This window comes from Vibrio sp. 2134-1 (assembly GCF_033339495.1).
On record NZ_JAWOUS010000001.1, the window covers coordinates 49,735 to 71,246 of the forward strand.

General features: G+C 44.7%; 16 protein-coding genes. 11 read left to right on the forward strand and 5 right to left on the reverse strand.

The window, feature by feature from the left end; genetic code table 11:
* Positions 1-94: 94 nt before the first annotated feature.
* From R7R78_RS00230 to R7R78_RS00245, 4 genes are all read right to left on the reverse strand, one after another.
* Positions 95-1,444, reverse strand: coding sequence for an ATP-binding protein (locus tag R7R78_RS00230; protein WP_005378071.1), 1,350 nt, complete (start codon positions 1,442-1,444; stop codon positions 95-97).
* Positions 1,434-2,093, reverse strand: coding sequence for a response regulator transcription factor (locus tag R7R78_RS00235; protein WP_005378073.1), 660 nt, complete (start codon positions 2,091-2,093; stop codon positions 1,434-1,436). Before R7R78_RS00235 ends, R7R78_RS00230 begins: the two co-directional genes overlap by 11 nt.
* A gap of 76 nt (positions 2,094-2,169) precedes the next feature.
* On the reverse strand, positions 2,170-2,535 hold the full coding sequence (locus R7R78_RS00240) for a PepSY domain-containing protein (protein ID WP_372008595.1): 366 nt from the start codon (positions 2,533-2,535) through the stop codon (positions 2,170-2,172).
* A gap of 155 nt (positions 2,536-2,690) precedes the next feature.
* Positions 2,691-4,442, reverse strand: a complete 1,752-nt coding sequence (locus R7R78_RS00245) for a DEAD/DEAH box helicase (protein WP_225472782.1) — start codon at positions 4,440-4,442, stop codon at positions 2,691-2,693.
* A 121-nt stretch (positions 4,443-4,563) separates the two neighbouring features.
* Between R7R78_RS00245 and rsuA the strand changes: the two genes are divergently transcribed.
* The 3 genes from rsuA (at position 4,564) to R7R78_RS00260 (ending at position 7,566) form a co-directional block, all read left to right on the forward strand.
* A complete protein-coding gene (gene rsuA, locus R7R78_RS00250) occupies positions 4,564-5,265 on the forward strand; it encodes a 16S rRNA pseudouridine(516) synthase RsuA (RefSeq protein WP_005388670.1) in 702 nt (233 codons plus the stop codon).
* Positions 5,266-5,701: 436 nt separating this feature from the next.
* Positions 5,702-6,904, forward strand: coding sequence for a Bcr/CflA family multidrug efflux MFS transporter (locus R7R78_RS00255; RefSeq protein ID WP_225472783.1), 1,203 nt, complete (start codon positions 5,702-5,704; stop codon positions 6,902-6,904).
* Positions 6,904-7,566, forward strand: a complete 663-nt coding sequence (locus R7R78_RS00260; RefSeq protein ID WP_225472784.1) for a DUF2913 family protein — start codon at positions 6,904-6,906, stop codon at positions 7,564-7,566. The genes R7R78_RS00255 and R7R78_RS00260 overlap by 1 nt, the downstream gene beginning before the upstream one ends.
* A 30-nt stretch (positions 7,567-7,596) precedes the next feature.
* On the opposite strand, the gene R7R78_RS00265 is transcribed toward R7R78_RS00260, so the two are convergent.
* Positions 7,597-9,048: a DUF2867 domain-containing protein gene (locus R7R78_RS00265; RefSeq protein WP_225472785.1), complete on the reverse strand. Its 1,452-nt coding sequence runs from the start codon at positions 9,046-9,048 to the stop codon at positions 7,597-7,599.
* Positions 9,049-9,142: 94 nt separating this feature from the next.
* Between R7R78_RS00265 and R7R78_RS00270 the strand changes: the two genes are divergently transcribed.
* The 8 genes from R7R78_RS00270 (at position 9,143) to fabV (ending at position 21,501) form a co-directional block, all read left to right on the forward strand.
* Positions 9,143-10,519, forward strand: coding sequence for an MATE family efflux transporter (locus R7R78_RS00270; RefSeq protein ID WP_225472786.1), 1,377 nt, complete (start codon positions 9,143-9,145; stop codon positions 10,517-10,519).
* A gap of 187 nt (positions 10,520-10,706) precedes the next feature.
* Positions 10,707-11,378, forward strand: a complete 672-nt coding sequence (locus R7R78_RS00275; RefSeq protein ID WP_005378040.1) for an ABC transporter ATP-binding protein — start codon at positions 10,707-10,709, stop codon at positions 11,376-11,378.
* A complete protein-coding gene (locus R7R78_RS00280) occupies positions 11,359-13,812 on the forward strand; it encodes an ABC transporter permease (RefSeq protein WP_005378038.1) in 2,454 nt (817 codons plus the stop codon). Before R7R78_RS00275 ends, R7R78_RS00280 begins: the two co-directional genes overlap by 20 nt.
* Complete coding sequence (locus tag R7R78_RS00285) at positions 13,812-14,936, forward strand: lipocalin-like domain-containing protein (RefSeq protein WP_042521997.1); 1,125 nt, start codon at positions 13,812-13,814, stop codon at positions 14,934-14,936. Before R7R78_RS00280 ends, R7R78_RS00285 begins: the two co-directional genes overlap by 1 nt.
* 330 nt (positions 14,937-15,266) lie before the next feature.
* Entirely contained in the window at positions 15,267-16,418 is a 1,152-nt protein-coding gene (gene nhaA / locus R7R78_RS00290) for a Na+/H+ antiporter NhaA (RefSeq protein WP_225472787.1), read from the forward strand.
* A gap of 716 nt (positions 16,419-17,134) precedes the next feature.
* A complete protein-coding gene (locus R7R78_RS00295) occupies positions 17,135-17,770 on the forward strand; it encodes a TetR/AcrR family transcriptional regulator (RefSeq protein ID WP_005378033.1) in 636 nt (211 codons plus the stop codon).
* A gap of 71 nt (positions 17,771-17,841) precedes the next feature.
* Positions 17,842-20,124 carry an acyl-CoA dehydrogenase gene (locus tag R7R78_RS00300; RefSeq protein WP_005378031.1) on the forward strand — a complete coding sequence of 761 codons (2,283 nt, stop codon included), beginning with the start codon at positions 17,842-17,844 and terminating at the stop codon, positions 20,122-20,124.
* 174 nt (positions 20,125-20,298) lie between these two features.
* Entirely contained in the window at positions 20,299-21,501 is a 1,203-nt protein-coding gene (fabV, locus tag R7R78_RS00305) for an enoyl-ACP reductase FabV (RefSeq protein WP_005388648.1), read from the forward strand.
* Positions 21,502-21,512 lie beyond the last annotated feature (11 nt).

A 21,512-nucleotide genomic window follows, 5' to 3' on the forward strand; every position in this document is an offset into this window, starting at 1 on the left:
TTTTAACGCTTTGCTTGGATTTTGTTCACATCGACTTCATTTTCATCGGTTTACTGATCATGGTCCGAAAAACAAAGTTTATGTGTTATATGCTTTATGTTCGGCTGAGATGTAAGACTAAAGATGCTTTTAATCCACCTAAAGCGCTTGTATCCAATGTTAATTGACCTCGGTAACTGTGTGCCATTTCACTGACTATGTTTAGACCAAGACCTGAGCCAGGGGTTGTTTCATCCAATCTAACTCCTCTCTTGATTACTTGACTCAGTTTCTCTTTAGGGATGCCTGGCCCATCATCTTCAATAATGATGTGTATATTTTCCTTATCCTGAGAGGAGTGCACACGAATCATGCTGTTGGCCCACTTATAGCCATTTTCTAGCAAGTTACCTAGCATTTCATCGAGATCGGTCTGCTCTACTGCTACATTCAGCTCTGAATCAAGTTCATTAATTAAGGTAATGCTTCGGCTCGCATACACTTTATCAAACGCCATTGAGATAGCATCCACACGATCTGCTGGGTTCGACTTCACTGATAATATGTTCATCGATCCGGCCATACGGGCACGACCCAAATGGTAATCGATATGGTCTTGTATTTGATTGATTGGAGCTCTGAGACGGGATTGTGCCTCAGGTTCTAACGTCTGAACTTCATTTTTTAGAACAGAAAGTGGCGTTTTAAGTGCATGAGATAGGTTACCTGCATGATTGCGAGCTCTCTCTAGTAATTCTTGGTAATGGAACAGCAGAGCGTTGAGGTCGAAGATTAGAGGAGAAATCTCTTTTGGGTAGGTTTCTTCTAGACTCTTTTTATTACCAGACTTCAGCTCGGCTAATTCTTTTTGTAGCTTTGTAAGCGGACTCAATGACCAAGCAATTTGCAGTAAAATGACGGTAAGTACGCCCGCGAATAATAAACCCAAAATAAGCCAAAGTTGGCCGATTAACGTTTGAAGGGTATTTTTAATGGGCTCTTCGTCAATACCAATAATAATGTGAATAGGACCATCGTAATCAGGAAGGTACAGTGCTTTTTCTAGCGTAATTAGTTTTTCGCCTCTTGCTCCATACGCATCTTTATCCAAACCTTTGTATTCGATTTTTTTGTCCCACAACGAACGAGAACGTTCGAGGCTTGCCTCTGTAGAGGCACTCCAATACAAACCACTGTAAGGTCGGTTAAATCGAGGGTCTGATAGCTGAGCTGCGAGTGAAAGATGCCCGGTGTTATCGACTTCTAACTGAGCTGCGACTTCATCCATAAAAATGCTGAGCTGTGAGCGAGTGTCATCAACCATATAGTTGTAGACCTGCGTCGGTATCGTCACACCAGCGGCGAGGATCATTGCCGTTAACCAAACGATCGCCGCTAAAACGAGGCGACTTTTGATACTCAGTCGTTTTATTGCGTTCAACGGTAGCCTGTTTCTATTCGGCATTTAATTGGTATCCCAACCCTCGGACAGTTTTGATGATCTTTGGTGCGATTTTTTTGCGAATTCGGCCGATAAAAACTTCGATTGTGTTGGAGTCACGATCAAAGTCTTGTTTGTAAATGTGCTCGACGAGTTCGGTTCGAGAAATCACTTTTTCCGGGTTATGCATAAAGTAAGCGACCACTTTATACTCTAGCGCCGTCAAGCTTACCGCTTGACCTTGCCACATGACTTTAGAAGTGCGTGTATCCAAGCTCAAGTCGCCAATTTGCATCACAGGAGAGGCATTACCAGAGGCTCTTCGAAGCTGTGCACGAATACGAGCGATAAGCTCAACCATTTCAAATGGTTTAGTTAGGTAATCGTCTGCACCTGCGTTTAAGCCTTCAACTCGCTGCGTTAGGGTGTCGCGAGCGCTTAGAATCACGACAGGAGTATTAATGTTTTCATCTCTGATGCCTTTTAGGACGGTAAGACCATCCAGTTTTGGCAAGCCGAGGTCAAGAACAATGGCGTCCCATTCTTCCGAAGTCGCGCGATACAGAGCGTCTATGCCATCTTGGGACAATTCTGGTACCCAGCCGGTACTTTCTAATGTTTCGATGATTTGCTCGCCTAAACGAGGATCATCTTCAACAACAAGTATTTTCATATTGATGATTCTTATTATGTTTGGATTTTTATCGAAGTAAGCTACGCATCGTGTCTGGATGACGCATTAGACAAGTTTAGTTGTTTTGCGGCTTTAACGCTTTGTTAAAGCTGCGACCTTTGATCTCAAGCATTTCTAGCGTGGCGGCGTCGTACTCAACTTTCAGGACGCTATTGTTGTACAGAATTTTCAATTCATACACCCAAGCATCATCATCTTCTTCAAGCTCGACCTTGATGATGCGGCCGTATAGGTCGTTTTCTACTGCGGCGTAAAGTTCCGAAAATGGTCGTATATATCCTTGTTGAACCGCGCGATAGACCTCATCTTGATCTTCATCGAATTCGATGCGTGTTCCTGGCTTTTCGACATCTTGCACGATGGCGTGGCCATTTTGTGATGTGTACTCGTTGCCATGCTTGGCAAAACTTGGTGCACACATGAATGTCGTGATAAGGCCGAAAAGTAACGCAGAATGTAGAGAAGTCGTTGCTTTATACATAGTCAAACCTTTTCTGGAGCGTTAGCCGCAGTATATCGGATATAGATGAACAGAGAGTGAATCAGCTAATTAAGTTTTGCCATGTGTTGTCGATGTTATTTCAACTCATCTTCAAAAATCTTATCTCGCAGCTTCCAAAAGCGACCAGATTTTCTAGCAATAACAAACTGAGGCAAACGGAAACGATGTTGATTAGCGACAACGCGTGTCGGTGAAGCCTCTTCAAAAGGGCGATGCTTGTCTGCTAAGTGGGGACGTACGAACTGATCTTTAAACGTTTGTTTTTGTTTTTTGGTACGCAATGACCAAAACTCATGAACTAACGCATTGCCTTCGCCTTGGTATGGTTCACCAGAATACGTCACTTTTAGCTGAGATTTACCATCACTGGACTTAAATACAGATAGGTCCATTTCTGTGCATTCAAAGATTAATGCATCTTTGAGACTAAGGGCTTCTTTTAGCTTTTTATCTGGGTCAACGAGCGTCGCGTCACACTCATGACAAATTCGTGCAGCGATATCGTTGTCCGCACCACATTCACCACAGTATTTGGCACGAAAACGGTAGCCACAGTGTTCACGTTCGCCTGTGTCTTCATCTTCAAAGTAACCTTGGCAACGTCTGCCAAAGTGTTCAACCAAGAAACCGTTACTATCCAACTTACCCCAGAAGTTGTTATTGAATCCGCAAGCCGGGCAAGGAATCGTGATAATTTCACTGTCAGAGTCTGGTTTGGGATCACCGACTTCAGGTTGGTATAAATCGTAGCTGTTGCCTGCGTAATCAAGCACTAAACATTCTGATTTTCCGTCTGATAAGCGTAATCCTCGTCCTACTATCTGTTGGTACAGACTGACTGACTCTGTTGGTCGCAAAATCGCGATTAAATCGACATGCGGCGCATCAAAACCGGTTGTCAGTACCGAAACATTGACCAAGTATTTTATTTGGCGATTCTTGAACGCTTGGATGATCGCATCGCGCTCCGGCGTAGGTGTATCACCAATGACGATTTCAGTTTCGCCTTCTGGCAATAAACTGTGGATCTCCTGTGCGTGTCGGACAGTTGCAGCGAAGATCATGACACCTTGACGCTCTTTCGCATATTGCATGATTTGCTCAACAATTTGTGGAGTCGCACGTTTGGCTTTATCGATCACCATGTCCATTTCTGCTTCTTTGTAGCGTCCGGTGTTAGCGGGCTTCAGCTGAGAGAAGTCGTAAGACAAAACGGGCGCATCCATCATGCGGGCTGGAGTGAGGAAGTTTTCGTCGAGCAAGTAACGGATCGGCAGTTCGAAAATACAATCGCGGAAGAATCGAGGCTCTTCGGTTCGCACTTGACCTCGGGTGTGATACTGATAAATCCAGCCCATTCCTAAACGATAGGGCGTTGCAGTTAGTCCCAGCACCTTAATACCAGGGTTCAGTTCTCGTAAGTGAGTAATAACTTTTTGGTAGCTGCTGTTTTTGTCATCTGGCACACGATGGCACTCATCAATAACGAGCAGAGAAAACTGGTTTTTGAACGAATCTAAGTTACGTACGACCGATTGAACCGAAGCAAACACGACTTGCTGGTCAGTTTCTTTTCGTCCCAATCCTGCTGAGAAGATAGAACCTTTTAAACCATAACCTTCATACTTCGCGTGGTTTTGCTCGACCAGTTCTTTTACGTGGGCGAGGACTAACACTCGTCCTTTCGCAAGGCGAGCAAGTTCTGCGATCACCAAGCTTTTCCCGGCACCGGTTGGCAGCACGATCACTGCTGGTGTCGAGTGTTTACGAAAGTAATGAATAACGGCTTTAACCGAGTCGGCTTGATAAGGACGAAGTGTGTACATGAAAATATGTGAAATTGCTCAACTATTCGAACGAGGAACGCTATAATACCTGACTTTTATACCCAAGTGACCTTTAAACCAAGATTTAGAGATCACTTGGGTATAATTCAATGAGGTATTCATGCGTTTAGATAAATATTTGTGTGACGCTCTGGGTGCAACACGCAAACAGGCAACAAAGATCATCAAAAGTGGAGACATCACCGTTGACGGTGAGGTTCAAAAAAGTGGTGCATTTAAAGTACCCAAAGGTGCGGAAGTGATGTGGGAAGACCGTGTTATTGGTGCTCCTGGTCCTCGTTACATTATGTTGTATAAGCCTGCTGACTTTGTTTGTTCACATGAAGATGGCTACAACCAAACTGCATTCGCATTGCTTGATGAGCCTAAAATTGAAAACCTTCACTTTGCGGGCCGATTAGATGTCGACACAACTGGTTTAGTGTTGATTACGGATGATGGTAAGTGGTCTCACCGTATTACCTCACCTAAGCATAAGTGTGAGAAAACGTACCGTGTTTGGCTCGTCGATGCTATTCAGCCAGATTACGCGGAAAAGCTCGAACAAGGCATCATTTTGCGCAATGAATCAGAAGCAACATTGCCCGCTCGTTTGGAAATCGTGAACGAGGCCGAGAATGAAGTATTGTTAACTATCGTGGAAGGTAAGTATCACCAAGTGAAACGTATGTTCGCGGCGTTAGGAAATAAAGTTGAGTACTTACATCGTGAGCGTATTGGTTCTATCGAACTTGATGAGGCACTAGAACCAGGTGATTATCGCTACCTCACGCAAGAAGAAATTGATTCTATTTGGAATTAATTGTCGGCATGGGAAATTCTTTAGTTCCTAATAGGAACTAGTCTTTTGGTAGGAATTGGCTCAAAATAAATTTTCCTACCAAAATTAGTGCCTAGACAATTCCGGTGTGCTTACTCATCTCAGTGATATGCCTTTGCATTTAGCTGATGCATGCATACTCTTATTGCAAAGCCTTCGGCTACGGTGAATGGAATGATGGTGTCAACGCCATCATTTTTACTGCATTGTGTTTGTTTCCCATAAACACATTTCGCTTTCACATGCTTTTCTATGTCGAGTTCGTCAAGGTCACACCTTGGTACATATTTGCCCTTATGATTCTCGAACGTTGGATAGAACAGGTTTTTGGCTTCTACATTCAGCGATATGAGAACTTCCGTTATTTTCACTTTGTTCTGCAAGTATTGACGGTAGGGCTCCAACAAGAGGTAAAAGAATGACAGAAAAAGCTCAAAGTGCTCCGCAATCCCAAATCAGTTTTCTATTGTTTCTGGTACTAGGAGCGATTGGTGCTTTGACGCCTTTGGCGATCGATATGTATTTGCCTGCGATGCCGACAATTGCGAAAGATTTGGGGGTCGCGCCTGGCGCGGTTCAGATTACGTTGACGGCTTATACCGCGGGTTTTGCGATCGGCCAGTTAATTCACGGGCCGCTTGCCGATAGCTTTGGTCGCAGACCTGTGTTGATTTTAGGCGTACTTTTCTTCGGCTTGGCTGCTGTTGTGAGTGCGACAACAAATGGCATTGATGCGCTGACCTATGTACGTACGGCACAAGGTTTTGCTGGCGCGGCAGCGGCGGTCATTATCCAAGCAGTGGTGCGTGACATGTTTGACCGTGAAGACTTTGCCCGTGCAATGTCTTTCGTCACCTTGGTGATCACAATGGCACCCTTGGTGGCACCGATGATCGGTGGCCATCTCGCGATTTGGTTTGGTTGGCGTTCCATTTTTTGGGTACTAGCTATTTTCGCTGTAGTTGTGATTTTTCTCGTACTTTGGAAAATCCCTGAAACGTTACAGCCTGAAAATCGTCAGCCTCTTCGTTTCCGCACGACGCTGAGAAACTACGCCAGATTATGCTCCAATCCTGAAGCGATCGGTTTGATGCTCTCAGGTGCGTTTTCATTTTCCGGAATGTTTGCATTTTTGACGGCGGGTTCGTTTGTTTATATTGATTTATATGGTGTTCGACCAGACCACTTTGGTTACCTATTTGGTTTGAACATTGTGGCGATGATCATCATGACCAGTATTAATGGTCGCTTGGTGAAGAAAGTTGGTTCCCATGCCATGCTTCGTTTTGGGTTGTTCGTGCAACTTTTGGCGGGGATTGGTTTATTCGTAAGTTGGTTAATGGACTTCGGATTATGGGGCATTGTACCTTTTGTTGTGCTGTTTATCGGTACATTGTCGACGATAGGTAGTAACGCGATGGCGCTGCTTTTAAGTGGTTACCCATCAATGGCGGGTACGGCGTCGTCTCTAGCGGGGACATTAAGATTCGGTATCGGTTCATTGGTTGGTGCGCTGGTGGCATCACTGCCCGGGAATGTTGCTTGGCCGATGATCATCGTAATGTTTGCTTGTTCTGTGCTTTCAGCACTGTTTTATTGGACTTTAGGAAGAAAGGCGTAATGTCGAATTACACCAAAGAAATTCAAAACTTGGTTAACTCAGCACTTGAAGAGTTAGATCAAGAGCATCGCTCAGGTAAGTTAGCCAATGCCCCTGTTGCGAATAACCATTATTTAGTGCGTTGGGTAACAAAGGCGCTAAAATCACAACGTTTCGGACGTACGGTAGGCGATGACTTAACGCGTTGGCAAAAAGCAGGTCGCTCAAAGGGGAACGATGCTGGTTTGTTGTTTATCTTCAAGCGTATTTCTGCTTTTTATGCGCAATTCTTCCCTGAAGGTGAAGACTCCAGAGTGTTCAAAGATTCAGATATTGAGTCTTTTCTTGATTTGATGGAGCAAGCAGGCTGGGAAGTCTCGACGTCTGAGCAACTGATTGGGTGCGGCAAAGTACAAATCTTCACTGAAGGTCAAAACTCTTTAGCGTTATGTGCAGACCAATGCGAAAGCTGTTTTGATGGCGAGTTGCTCGTAAAGCCAATGAGTTGGTTTGTACGTGGCAATCATGCTGAGTTTGTTGAGAAAGCAGCGCAAGCGGGCTTTATGGTACATAAGGTAACAGACTACAAATCGATGGTGAAATACCATGGCGAGTACCTTATTTTTCCAGCAAACGAAGGCAACCAGTTAGCCGAAATTCCACTCTCGTTCAAAGCTGACTAAAGTGACATTTTGAGTTTTTAGAAGCCCCTGTTATTGGGGCTTTTTGTTTTCTAAACGGTTTGCTTCTTTCGCGATGGCTTTGACCATGCCTTTAAATATGAAGAGATGGGCTGGCATCATTGCAAACCAATAAAGCAGCCCAAGAAACCCTTGCGGGTGCCACCAGGCGGTAATATCCAGCTCTCGTTCGTCACCGAGATCTTTGATGGTAATTTCTAAACGCCCAAGGCCTGGGCCTTTCATACCAAAAAACAGTGAAAGAAACTGATTATTATCGCAGCGAATCACTTTCCAAGAGTCAATAAAATCACTGACTTTAAGCTCTGGTCCAGGAGGAGAAACGCGAATCGGTTTTCCGCCACCAAAAAAGATATCGAGCCATTCACGTGTACGCCACAAGATGTTGGCAAAGTAATAGCCTTTTTCGCGACTCCCGATCTTTTGCGCCACTTTCCATAATGCCGCAGCGGAGGCATGAGTTTTAATGCTCGCTCCAGCTTGTTTTGGGTAATAGCCATATCCTGGTTGCCATCGACGAAGCGCTGCGGGTTCAAACCCCCAGACATTACTGCGTACAAATGTGCCTTCATCTTGAATGGTATCAGTTACCGCTTGCTCGTAGCTGATCAGCGTTTGAGGAAATCGTTCTTCAATCGCTTTGGAGTCTGCAATGTAGTCGTGCTCTAAGCCCGCAAGTAATGCTTTACCGATACTAGTTGGCACTGAGGTAACTAAACCTAGCCAGTACGATGCCATTTTCGGAGTAAGTAGCGGGGTCGACCACAGCCGATACGGCTTGTTCGTGATTCGGCAAATGACTTTGAACTGTTCGCGGTAGCTAAGTGTATCTGGCCCACCAACTTCATAAATGTGACTTTCTTCTGGAGAGGGGGCTTCTGCTAACTTCAATAAATAGTGGTTGAGATTGGGCAAGGCAATAGGGTTCGCTTTTGAGTCGACCCATTTAGGCGCGATCAAAATAGGTAAGTTGTAGACAAAGTCACGCATGATTTCGAAAGCGGCAGAGCCGGGGCCGATGATAACGCCAGCACGCAATTCAGTTACTGGAACACCAGACTGTCGAATTATTTTTCCCGTGGCTTTACGAGCGGCTAAATGGCGAGAGTTTCCGGTTTGAGGTTGAATGGCACTCAAATAGATAACATGCTCGACGGAGCTTTGTTCCAACGCATATTTGAAGTTCAAAGCAAGGTTTAGTTCGTACTCAACAAAGTCATCACCTTGAGCCATCCCGTGCACGAGAAAAAATACTAAATCAAAATCGTTCACTACAGCCTTCGTGGTCTCTGCGTCAGCCAAGTCGAGATACCTTAACGTTAAATTAGGGTGAGGCTGAGTTCTTGACTCTAAATAATCAATATGTCGCGCCGCTGCTGTGACGGCGTAACCTTTATCTAAAAGTAACGGAAGAAGTTGAGAGCCAATGTAACCCGAGGCGCCTAGTACCAACACCTTTTTCATTATCTGTCCTTTTATCGTTGGTGGAATAAACACCACAGAGTATAATCATGAGACACTTTCCCCATTCTATCAATAAGTTGTCGTTGGAGCGCTTGTGACTTTTCTTTCTCAACTCTCAATACACGCAGATAAAGCATTCTTACGTCGTTTATTTGCAATCGCGTTACCAATTACACTGCAAAGCATGATGTTTTCAAGCCGAAGCCTCGTCGATGTTCTTATGCTTGGTCAACTTGGTGAAGCAGAAATTGCCGCTGTTGGAGTTGCTGCGCGCGCGACTTTCGTCACCACCATCATGTTAGTTGGGGTGACAACGGGCGGTGCGTTGTTAACCGCTCAATATTGGGGGGCTGGCGATAAAGTTGGGGTGCGTCGCAGTACCGCTTTAACATGGATGATCGCAATGATGTTTGCTGCGATTGCTGTTGCTTTGTTTGTTGTTTTTCCACAGCCCATCATGAGTTTGACTACCGATTCACAAGAAGTGATTGAGCTAGGGGCCAGCTATCTCATTATTTCGTCGGTTAGCATGTTTGCTGTTGCATGTGTGGCCAGTATGTCGGTGGGCCTAAGGGCGATGCACCAACCAGGCTTAAGCACTTTTTTTAGTGGTATAGGCATTTTATCTAATGTGTTTCTTAACTGGGTTTTAATTTTTGGTCAATTAGGCTTTCCTGCTCTGGGTATTACGGGAGCAGCGATAGCAACGGTAATCAGTGGCGCGATCGAAGTAGGTTGCCTGTTTGGTTATCTATGGTTGAAAAAACACATAATCGCATTTGGTTGGGATGATATACGCGCAGGATTGGTCTTAGATAAAATTACGCGTTTCTTGAGCCTCTCTTTGCCAACCACATTTAACTTCTTGGCGTGGGCTGGTGGGCTGTTTGCTTATCACGCCATCATGGGGCAAGCAGGTGTACAAGGTTTGGCGGCACTTTCCGTAATGACACCTGTTGAGTCGATCGCATTGGCGATGATGATTGGTTTATCGAATGCGGCTGCAGTTCTAGTCGGGAACCAACTCGGCGCTCGTAATTTTGAACCCGTTTATTATCAAGCATGGGCTACGGTCATTTTGAATGTGCTTATCGCATTTGTGGTCGCCGTCTTGTTGATAGTGTCAAATCAATGGATCCTTAATGCGTTTAGTGCACTGACAACAGACACTCGCGAGCTAGCTGAACAGTTTATGGTGATTCTAGCGTTGGGTGTCGTGTTACGCTCGGTGCCGATGATGGCGATTGTTGGTGTATTACGCGCGGGCGGTGATGTTAAGTTTTGTTTGTATCAAGACATCTTGGCGCAGTGGGTGATCGGGATTCCACTCGCAGCATTTGCAGCGATTTATCTCAATTGGGACCCACAATGGGTTTACTTACTCTTTTTGACAGAAGAAGTTGTGAAGTGGGTGATTTGCTTGCCAAGAATGGTTAGCCGAAAATGGATGAAAAACCTGATTGGCCAGTAAGGAGGAACAGAGTTTATTTTGGCTGCAAAAATCTGCTCAAAACGTCAACAAAATTAGCAACAGAAAGTGAATCGAGTTGCATTTGTACTTCCATAGTGTGATCAAGCATTCAAAATACTTTCTACTAACAGGATTTTAGTGTAGATTCTGATCCCAATTTTTAAACACCATCCGAGCGGCATAATCAATGTTAAAACTGTCAGACCTATGTAAAGGCTATGTAGACGGGGGAGAGTTTCACCCTGTATTACAAGGGGCAGAATTAACATTGCAGCAAGGCGACCAAGTTGCTCTGATGGGAGAAAGTGGTTCGGGTAAAAGTACTCTGCTGAATTTAATCGCCGGATTAGATACTGCCGACTCTGGTGAAGTACAGTTTCCAAATTTTGCTATGCATGAAGCACCGGAGCATTTAAGAACCCTTTATCGCCGTAACAATATTGGGAATATCTTCCAACAATTCAACCTGCTTCCTACACTTAATATTGCCGACAATATTCGTTTTTGTCGTCAGTTAAAAGGTCTGCCGGAAGATAAAGAGTTGTGGCGTCAAATTCTTTCTGCTTTGGACTTAATGCCATTGCTAGGACGTTATCCGGAAGAGGCGTCTGGTGGTCAGCAACAACGTGCGGCGATTGCTCGTGCACTCTATATGGAGCCAAAAATCCTGCTTGCTGATGAGCCAACTGGTAGCCTAGACGAGCGAAACGCAGAAGCAGTAATGCGCTTACTAACGAGCCTCGCTCGCCAACTGGAGTGTACTTTGCTGTTAGTGACGCACAGTGAAAAAGTGGCCGCCCATATGGAAGGAAAGATTCGACTTCAAGGAGGGCAGCTACATGTTATGGCCCGTAGTTAAGGCACTACTCGGTCATTACCGTCGTTACCCTCTACAAATTATTCTTGTCTGGCTGGGATTAACTTTAGGCGTGTCCCTCCTTGTTGGTGTTACTTCTATCAACCAGCATGCAAAACAAAGTTATGCCACTGGTGAAAAGCTTTTCTCCAATCCTTTGCCGTACCGAATCCGAACGAAGCACTCTGCCAATAAAATTCCTCAAGGTTTTTATATTCAGTTACGTCGAGCTGGGTTTAACCAATGTGCACCGTTTGACGTGCTTCATCTAGATGCCAAGACCGATATGAGCCTGATGTTGGTGGGGATTGATCCTGTCGCGATGATCCCACTACAACAAGGAAAATCGCTAGGTGAGATGCCTGTTTTATCTCTAATGAAGCCTCCTTATCCTATTCTCGTTAGTCAAGATTTAGCCGCTTACATGAGTTGGCAGGATGGGGACTTCATTGAGATGAATGACGGAAGCCGTCTTGGGCCTATTCAAGTAGATAAGGACAAGATGCTTTCGGGTACTCGGTTGGTTACTGATATATCGTTGTTGCGTATGCTCAAGCGGAGCTCAGGTTTGTCTGCGATTTCTTGTGGCGAAATGCCAGAGGAAAAGCTGATAGCACTGAAAAACATGTTGCCAAACGGAATGACGCTCGTTAGGAATACGCGTACTGAGCTTGAGTCGCTAACTAACGCATTCCATATGAATCTCACCGCGATGGGAATGCTCTCGTTTTTGGTTGGGTTGTTTATTTTTTATCAAGCGATGTCTCTGTCTTTCATCCAGCGACAACGTTTGGTAGGTATTTTGAGACAGACTGGTGTTAACGGAACACAGTTAGCGCAAGCCTTATTGCTAGAGTTGTCTTTGCTCGTCTTTATTGCGTGGGCGTGTGGTAACTTTTTTGGCTTGATCTTAGCAAATGAACTTATCCCAGCAGTGTCTTCGAGCCTGAGTGATTTGTATGATGCCAACGTAGGCTTAACCATAGGATGGTCATGGCAATCTAGCTTATACAGTCTAATCATGGCAGCGATGGGTGCGTTGATATCGTGTCTGTGGCCATTAATCCGTTTGTTGAAGTCACAACCAATCCGCCTTTCTTCTCGACTGTCGCTAATGCGATTTGCTGGAAGAGAGTTCTCTTGGCAGGCGCTTGCGGCATGTGCGTTTTGTGTCGCTGCAATAGCGGTATATCAGGCGCCGAAAACACAAGAAACCGGCTTTGCTATTATTGCGCTGATGTTGGTTAGTGTGGCGTTGTTTATGCCATTTATTATGTGGCATATGTTCCAAAGTTTTTCTTATACCATGCGATGGGTTCGTGTCCGTTGGTTTTTTGCTGATGCAGCAGCCAGCATGAGCTATCGCGGTGTGGCTACGATGGCGTTTATGTTAGCGCTGGCGGCAAACATTGGTGTAGAAACAATGGTCGGAAGCTTTCGAGATACAACCGATAAGTGGCTAAATCAGCGATTAGCGGCTGATGTGTACATCTATCCGACCAACAATTCAGCCGCTAGGATGAGCGCATGGCTCCAGAATCAGCCAGAGGTGAACTCGGTTTGGTGGCGCTGGGAAAAAGATATGCCGACCGAGCATGGTGCTCTGCAAGTTGTGAGTACGGGCTCTTCTGAAGGTGAGTTAGACTCACTTACCGTCAAGTTAGGTGTCCCAAATTACTGGTATCAACTGCACGCTACCAAGAGCTTAATGGTCAGTGAGTCGATGGCCTTGAAGCTGGATATCCGCCCTGGCGATTTCATTAACTTGCAAGAACCGCTTGGTGGTGATTGGCAAGTCGTAGGCGTTTACTACGATTATGGAAACCCATATAACCAGGTGATGATGTCGCACCGGAATTGGCTGTATGCATTTGCAGGTACGGGTAATGTTGGTCTTGGCGTAGTATTAAAAGATAACGTCAATGGAGAAGGGCTGAAAAATCGCTTAGAGAATGTATTCCGTCTTCCGCAAGATCGTGTGTTTGATAACGGTAATATTTATAGCCAAGCAATGAGAGTGTTTGATCATACCTTTGCTATAGCAGGAACCTTGGGCAATATCACGCTGATTATTGCCGTGTTTGGTTTATTCTTTGCGACGTTGGCAGGAGAACTTTCACGGCAGCGGCATTTTTCCTTATTAAGATGTATGGGTGTGTCCGGAAAAGAACTTGTCGTATTAGGTGGTTTGCAGCTATTCGTCTTCGGAGCCATTTCTGCGATTATTGCAGTGCCGCTCGGCTTGGCGCTCGCACATTTGATCGTTGATATTATCATTAAGCAATCATTTGGCTGGTCTCTAGAGCTTCAAACGATTCCATGGGAGTATGCTCAAACCATTGCTTGGGCGATGCTTGCCATTATGGTTGCTGGCGCATTGCCAGTTATTAGAATGATCAAAAGTACACCGATGAAGTCATTAAGGGACGCGTTGTAATGAAAAAAATGGGCTCTAAAAAACGCTTGTTGGTTTCAACGCTCATTGTTGTTACGTTCGCTTTTCTGACTGGGGCTGCTTTTTACTCAACTTTTTGGTTAGAGGCGACAGCAACACGAGAAAGCGAACTTGATTCTATCTTAACGCGTGAAAATCAAACGATTTTCGAGCCTGTACTACCTAATGAGCATGTCTCTTTACCCTCAGACTTTCGCTTTCATCCCGAGTATCAGCATGAATGGTGGCACTACTTTGCGAAACTAAAAGATGAGCAAGGCAAGATCTACAATGTTCAATGGAGCTATTTTAGGGTTGCGACGGACGAGCGAGAAACCAGCGGTTGGCAGAACCCTCAATTGTACATTTCACATGTTGTCGTCAGTCATGGCTCGCATGTATGGAAAGAGCAACGGGTAGCTAGAGGTGGGATAGGCCAAGCTGGTATGATCAATCGCCCTTTCAGGTTATGGATTGATAATTGGACTTGGCGATCACTCGGTGCGACGCCTTTCCCGGGCAACTTGAATGTGAATACTGATACGTTTGGACTTGAGCTCAATACCATGACAAGCGGCCCCTTTGTCGTGAATGGAGACAAAGGTTTCCAAGTTAAACATGCGTTGCAATCTGTTGCTTCTTTTAGCTTCAGTGCTCCATTTTTAAAAGTAAAAGGTAGCTTAAGCTTAAATGGTAAGCGATTCTCAGTGACGGGTTCTGCTTGGGCGCAAAAAGAATGGGGCAGCGGCTTAATTGGTGAGGGGCAACAAGGCTGGGATTGGTTTGTTTTCAATTTAGATGATGGTCGAGCATTAACTGTTAGCCGTTATCGTCACCATGGGCAAACACCGCACGTATTTGGCACGTTGTCGACACGCTCAGGTAAAGTCATCAACCTCTCAGACGATGATATCAGTATTAAACCAATGCAAGTGACCAGTTTATCCAATGGAAGAAGGTTACCTTTGCAGTGGATTATCAATATTCCGAAGCATCAAATTAATTTGACTACCCGCATTATCAAGTCAGATATGTGGCTACCCTTTGTAATACCTTACTGGGAAGGGCCTACTTTAGCCTCCGGCTCCAATGAGGCTTGGGGCTTTATGCAGCTGACAGGCTATTGAGTTGTGAAGAAAACCACCCCCTACGGGTGGTTTTTTAGTGCGCGAAGCTTCCTAGCTTTTTCTCAAAAGTACGGGGTTATCATGATGGTACAAGCCGTGTTATGCTGATTTTCTCATCATCTTGATAAATATTTGGTGCGACAAAAACAAATACGATCTCCGATCAAAATTGAGTGTCATGTTGGAAAATACGATGTATAGTGAACTTAACATCGAAAAAACCGAAGTTTATACTCTGAAGAAGCGATTATTCTAAAGTTTTCGACAGCTATACACTCTTATCACTCTTTGTTAATCGTTTATTAAGATAATAAATATAAGGACGAAACCATGAACGATGTCATTCGTGACTTTTTCAAAATGGAATCAGCAGGTGGTATTCTTCTCGTAATTGCAGCGGCAATTGCGATGACCATTGCTAACTCACCGCTGGGCGAAACTTATCAATCTGTACTGCATACTTATGTATTCGGTATGTCAGTTTCTCACTGGATTAATGACGGCCTAATGGCTGTTTTCTTCTTACTTATTGGCCTTGAAGTGAAGCGAGAGCTACTTGAAGGAGCGCTAAAATCAAAAGAAACCGCAATTTTCCCTGCTATTGCGGCGGTTGGTGGTATGTTAGCCCCTGCTCTTATTTACGTTGCGTTTAATGCTAACGACCCAGAGGCGGTTTCTGGCTGGGCCATTCCAGCTGCGACGGATATTGCATTTGCTCTAGGTATCATGGCGCTACTAGGTAAGCGCGTACCAGTAAGCCTTAAAGTGTTTTTGTTAGCTCTCGCTATTATCGACGATTTAGGCGTGGTTGTTATTATTGCACTGTTTTACACAGGTGATCTTTCTAGCATGGCGCTGCTTGTTGGCTTCATCATGACTGGTGTCCTGTTCATGTTGAATGCGAAGGAAGTAACGAAACTGACACCATACATGATAGTCGGCGCGATCTTATGGTTTGCGGTACTTAAATCTGGTGTTCACGCAACACTTTCAGGCGTAGTGATCGGCTTTGCTATTCCTCTTAAGGGTAAACAGGGCGAACATTCCCCACTTAAGCACATGGAGCACGCACTTCATCCATACGTGGCATTTGGTATCTTACCTCTATTCGCATTTGCAAATGCGGGGATTTCGCTAGAAGGCGTATCGATGTCAGGCCTAACTTCAATGCTGCCATTAGGTATTGCTTTGGGGCTACTGGTTGGTAAGCCTCTAGGTATCTTCACCTTTAGTTGGGCTGCTGTGAAAATGGGTGTAGCTAAGCTACCGGAAGGCATTAACTTCAAGCATATCTTTGCGGTCTCTGTGTTGTGTGGTATCGGTTTTACAATGTCTATATTCATTTCCTCTTTAGCGTTTGGAAATGTAAGCCCTGAGTTTGATACCTATGCTCGACTAGGCATCTTAATGGGCTCGACGACAGCCGCGTTACTTGGCTACGCGTTACTGCACTTTTCTTTGCCTAAGAAAGCGCAAGCGTAAGATACACACTGTTTAGTAAAGCCTCCCATTCGGGAGGCTTTTTTATGTCTGCAGATCGGCACATCAACCACTTCAGGGTGGTTACTTTTGTGACCAACTAAGGTCTAGCTTATGGAGTTGGGGCAAATCATCGAAAGAGGCGCTTGGTAAATCTACAGGCGAAAAAAAGCCCAGCCGAAAATTTGACTGGGCGGATACAAACATAGGAGTTAATAAGAAAAAAGCAGCAACGTAACAATTAGATGGAAACAAGTTTGACGGCCAGTGAAACTTCAAATGCCCTAACTGTTACGTATATTCAGACCGAGCCTTTTCCAAACAGTTCCATTTTTTTTCAAAAAATTTCTACTTAATGCTTTCTAGCTTCTTACACACCCGAAAGTAATAGAAAAGTCGAGATGGATTACCAACTTGGTGAAGTGACTAACTTCTGTGTTTCTCATTTTATCTCCCCTAGAACCGAAGATGTATTTCATACTCTCGTCGCTTACTCCGAGCCGTCAAGGCATTGTTAGCGTTTCAATTGCGATGGTCTGAGAAGTTTGATCGTTTTCTTCTGACAAGCTTCACTGGAGTATTCGATTGAATTTCAAAAGATTAGATCACACCTTTTGCTGTCTGGTCAGACCAATTGGTTAAAGTGTGATGTTAATCATTTGTTAATCTTAAGTTTCGGGAGTATATTTTCAAACAGTTGTTTAATACGAGTGATTAAAATGGCCCCGAGAACATCAACAAAAGAAAAAATACTCGATGTCGCAGAAGGACTCTTTGCTGAACATGGCTTTAATGATACTTCGCTAAGAACGATAACAGGTAAAGCTAACGTTAACTTAGCATCGGTAAACTATCACTTTGGCGATAAAAAAACGCTGGTTAGAGCGGTTTTAGATAGGTATTTAGAAGCACTAATGCCGAGCATTAAGACTTCATTAATTGAGCTAAACACGCGCGATAGCTACAACATGGACGATGTCTTTGAGTCATTGCGATTACCTTTACGTACATTAAATGATGTACGCCCAAATGGTACTGCGCTATTTATGTTGTTAATTGGCCGCGGTTATACAGACGTTCAAGGTCATCTACGCTGGTTCATTACCACCAGATACGAAGAAGTACTGAACCTTTTCACTTTCTCGATAATGAAGGCGAACCCGGAACTATGTGAAGAACAGTTGTTTTGGCGATTGCACTTCACGTTAGGAACCTGTGTATTTACGATGGCTTCAAGCCAGGCTCTTTCGGAGCTGGCAGAAAGTAAGTTTGAAAAGGAAGTCGATGTGAAATCTGTCGTCGATTTACTGATTCCATATTTGTCAGCAGGAATGTCAGCAAAGCAGTTGGCATAAGACAAATAAGAAAGTTAAACCAATAATAAGATTATACCCCGAGCGGTTACGTGAACAAAAGGATCTGAACTATGAGCTCTCTACGAAGAAAATGGATTAGTGACCCGGCTTTTAAAGTGTTCAAAAAAGTATTGCCACCTCTGTCTAGCACCGAGAAAGAGGCGATGGAAGCGGGTAGTGTATGGTGGGATGCCGAACTATTCTCAGGCAAGCCAAACTTCACAACATTGCATCATTATCCAACGCCTACACTGACGGCAGAAGAGCAGTCATTTATGGATAATGAGCTTGAAACCCTGCTAGAAATGCTTGATGACCAGAAGATTGTCAAAGAAGACAGGGATTTACCACCTGAAGTATGGGAATACCTACGTAAAGAGCGATTTTTCTCTTTGATCATCTCGAAAGCATATGGTGGTCGTGAATTTTCCGCTTTGGCGAACTCAACCATTGTTTCTCGTATTGCGACTCGAAGTATCAGTACCGCGGTATCGGTAATGGTACCGAACTCTCTTGGCCCTGGTGAGCTGCTATCGCACTATGGTACGCAAGAGCAAAAAGATTACTGGTTGCCTCGTTTAGCTGATGGTACAGACATCCCTTGTTTCGCCCTAACTGGCCCTGAAGCGGGTTCTGATGCGGGTGGCATACCTGATCAAGGCGTGGTTTGTTACGGCACCCATGAAGGCAAAGAAGTGCTTGGCGTGCGAGTTAGTTGGAATAAACGCTACATCACGCTTGCGCCAGTTGCGACAGTGCTCGGGTTAGCATTTAAACTGCAGGATCCTGAAGGGCTACTTGGTGACAAGAAAGAGGTTGGCATTACATGTGCGTTGATTCCCGCTGACCATGAAGGTGTCGAGATAGGTGAGCGCCATGATCCTCTGGGGTCTGCGTTCATGAATGGCCCAACTCGTGGTGAAGATGTCTTCATCCCTATGGACTGGTTGATCGGTGGCGCTGATTACGCAGGTAAAGGTTGGCGTATGCTGGTTGAGTGTCTTTCTGCTGGTCGTGGTATATCTCTTCCAGCGCTTGGCACAGCGATTGGTCACCTTACTACACGTACAACAGGTGCTTATGCTTACGTGCGTAAACAGTTTGGAATGTCGATCGGTAAGTTTGAAGGCGTCGCAGAAGCGATGGGGCGCATTGGTGGTCTTACTTACCTACTAGAAGCGACGCGTACGCTAACGACGACTTCTCTCGATATGAAAGAAAAACCTGGGATTGTAACCGCGATTGCCAAGTACCACATGACGGAAATCGCGCGTACCATTCTAAATGATTCGTTTGATATCCATGCGGGTCGTGCGATTCAAGATGGCCCAATGAACTATCTTGCTAAACATTACCTTGGTATCCCGGTTGCTATCACCGTTGAAGGCGCGAATATTCTGACTCGTAATCTGATGATTTTTGGTCAAGGTGCGACTCGATGTCACCCATATGTTCTAAAAGAAATGGAAGCCGCGGCGAATCCAGATTCTGAACAAGGTGCGAAAGAATTTGACAACTTACTCTTTAAACACATCAAGCACGCGCTCGGTAATACATTCGGTGCATTTGGTGCAGCACTAACTGGTTCTCGATTTGTCAACGCGCACATGAGTGGCCCAACGCAGCAATACTACAAAGACATTACTCGTCTCAGTCGTGCACTTGCAGTAAGTGCAGACTTTGCGATGTTAACCTTAGGTGGAGACTTAAAGCGTAAAGAAATGATCTCCGCACGTTTGGGTGATGGGTTAAGCTATCTATACATGGCATCTGCTGCCTTGAAAAAGTATGAAGATGAAGGCCGTCAACAAGGCGATCTAGACTTCGTTCATTACGCTGTTCAACACTGTTTGTATAACGCTTCTAAGTCATTAAATGAGGCTTACACCAACTTCCCTGTGAAATACGTTGGCGGTGTGCTTAAGGGGCTATTGTTCCCGCTTGGTAATCATTTCAATAAGCCAAGTGATGAGCTGTGTGTGAATTTGGCTGAAGCGATGATGACGCCAGGTGCGCAACGTGATCGACTTACGCATCTTTGTTACATCGGGAAATCAGAGAATGACAGCGTAGGCTTAATGGAGAATGCATTCCTTGCAATGTACGACATTAAACCTTTGGAGCGTAAACTTATGAAGGCTGCGAAGGATGGTAAAGTGGCTCGTAAAGGTCTGCTACATGATCGTTTGCAGCAAGCATTTGAAGCAGGCGTGTTAACTGAGCAAGAAATTGATCAAATCATGGCTGCAGATAAATTGCGCTACAAGGCGATTCAAGTTGACCACTTTAGTCATGACTTTTCTGAAGTTCGAACTCATAGCCCAAAAAAGTCGCAGTTGAATCCGGCGGCATAATAGACAACTAATGTTAAGAAAAGCACCTCAATGAGGTGCTTTTTTGTATTCTTGGGGAGTGGATGGTGGGATAGTGCTCCAACCACTTGCCTTTTAAGAGCATTTTTACAGAAATTAGATGCGAAATCCCAACGAAACTTTTATCCTAACAAGGTTTTTTAAAGGAAGTTGAATATGATCATCAAACCTAGAATTCGTGGATTTATCTGTACTACAACGCACCCTGTTGGTTGTGAAGCTAACGTAAAAGAACAAATTGCGTACACCAAAGCGCAAGGTCCAATCAAAAACGCACCTAAGCGTGTTCTTGTTGTTGGTGCATCAAGTGGCTACGGTCTATCTTCTCGTATCGCTGCGGCATTTGGTGGCGGTGCATCAACTATCGGTGTTTTCTTCGAAAAAGAAGGTACTGAGAAGAAACCAGGTACTGCAGGTTTTTACAATGCCGCTGCTTTTGAAAAGCTAGCGCGTGAAGAAGGTCTGTACGCAAAAAGCTTAAACGGCGACGCTTTCTCAAATGAAGCGAAACAGAAAACTATCGAGCTGATCAAAGAAGACTTGGGTCAAATCGATATGGTGGTTTACTCACTGGCATCTCCAGTACGTAAAATGCCAGAAACTGGTGAATTAGTTCGTTCATCTCTTAAACCTATCGGTGAAACTTACACATCAACGGCTGTTGATACCAACAAAGATGTGATCATCGAAGCTAGCGTTGAGCCTGCAACAGAAGAAGAAATCAAAGACACTGTCACTGTAATGGGCGGTGAAGATTGGGAACTTTGGATCAATGCGTTGTCTGATGCTGGTGTTCTTGCTGAAGGTTGTAAGACCGTCGCGTACAGCTACATTGGTACTGAGCTAACTTGGCCAATTTATTGGGATGGTGCACTAGGTAAAGCAAAAATGGACCTAGACCGTGCAGCGAAAGCGCTAAACGACAAGTTAGCAGCAACAGGCGGCAGTGCCAATGTTGCGGTACTTAAATCTGTTGTAACTCAGGCGAGTTCTGCAATTCCTGTTATGCCACTGTACATCGCAATGGTATTCAAGAAAATGCGCGAAGAAGGTGTACACGAAGGCTGTATGGAACAAATCTACCGTATGTTCAGCCAACGTCTATACAAAGAAGACGGTAGCGCGGCAGAAGTTGATGAGATGAACCGCCTACGTCTGGATGACTGGGAACTTCGTGACGACATTCAGCAGCACTGTCGTGAGCTATGGCCTCAAATTACGACTGAGAACCTAAAAGAGCTGACTGACTACGTTGAGTACAAAGAAGAGTTCTTGAAATTATTTGGTTTCGGCGTTGAAGGCGTAGATTACGAAGCGGATGTGAATCCAGCAGTTGAAGCAGACTTCATTCAAATCTAATCGAATCACAG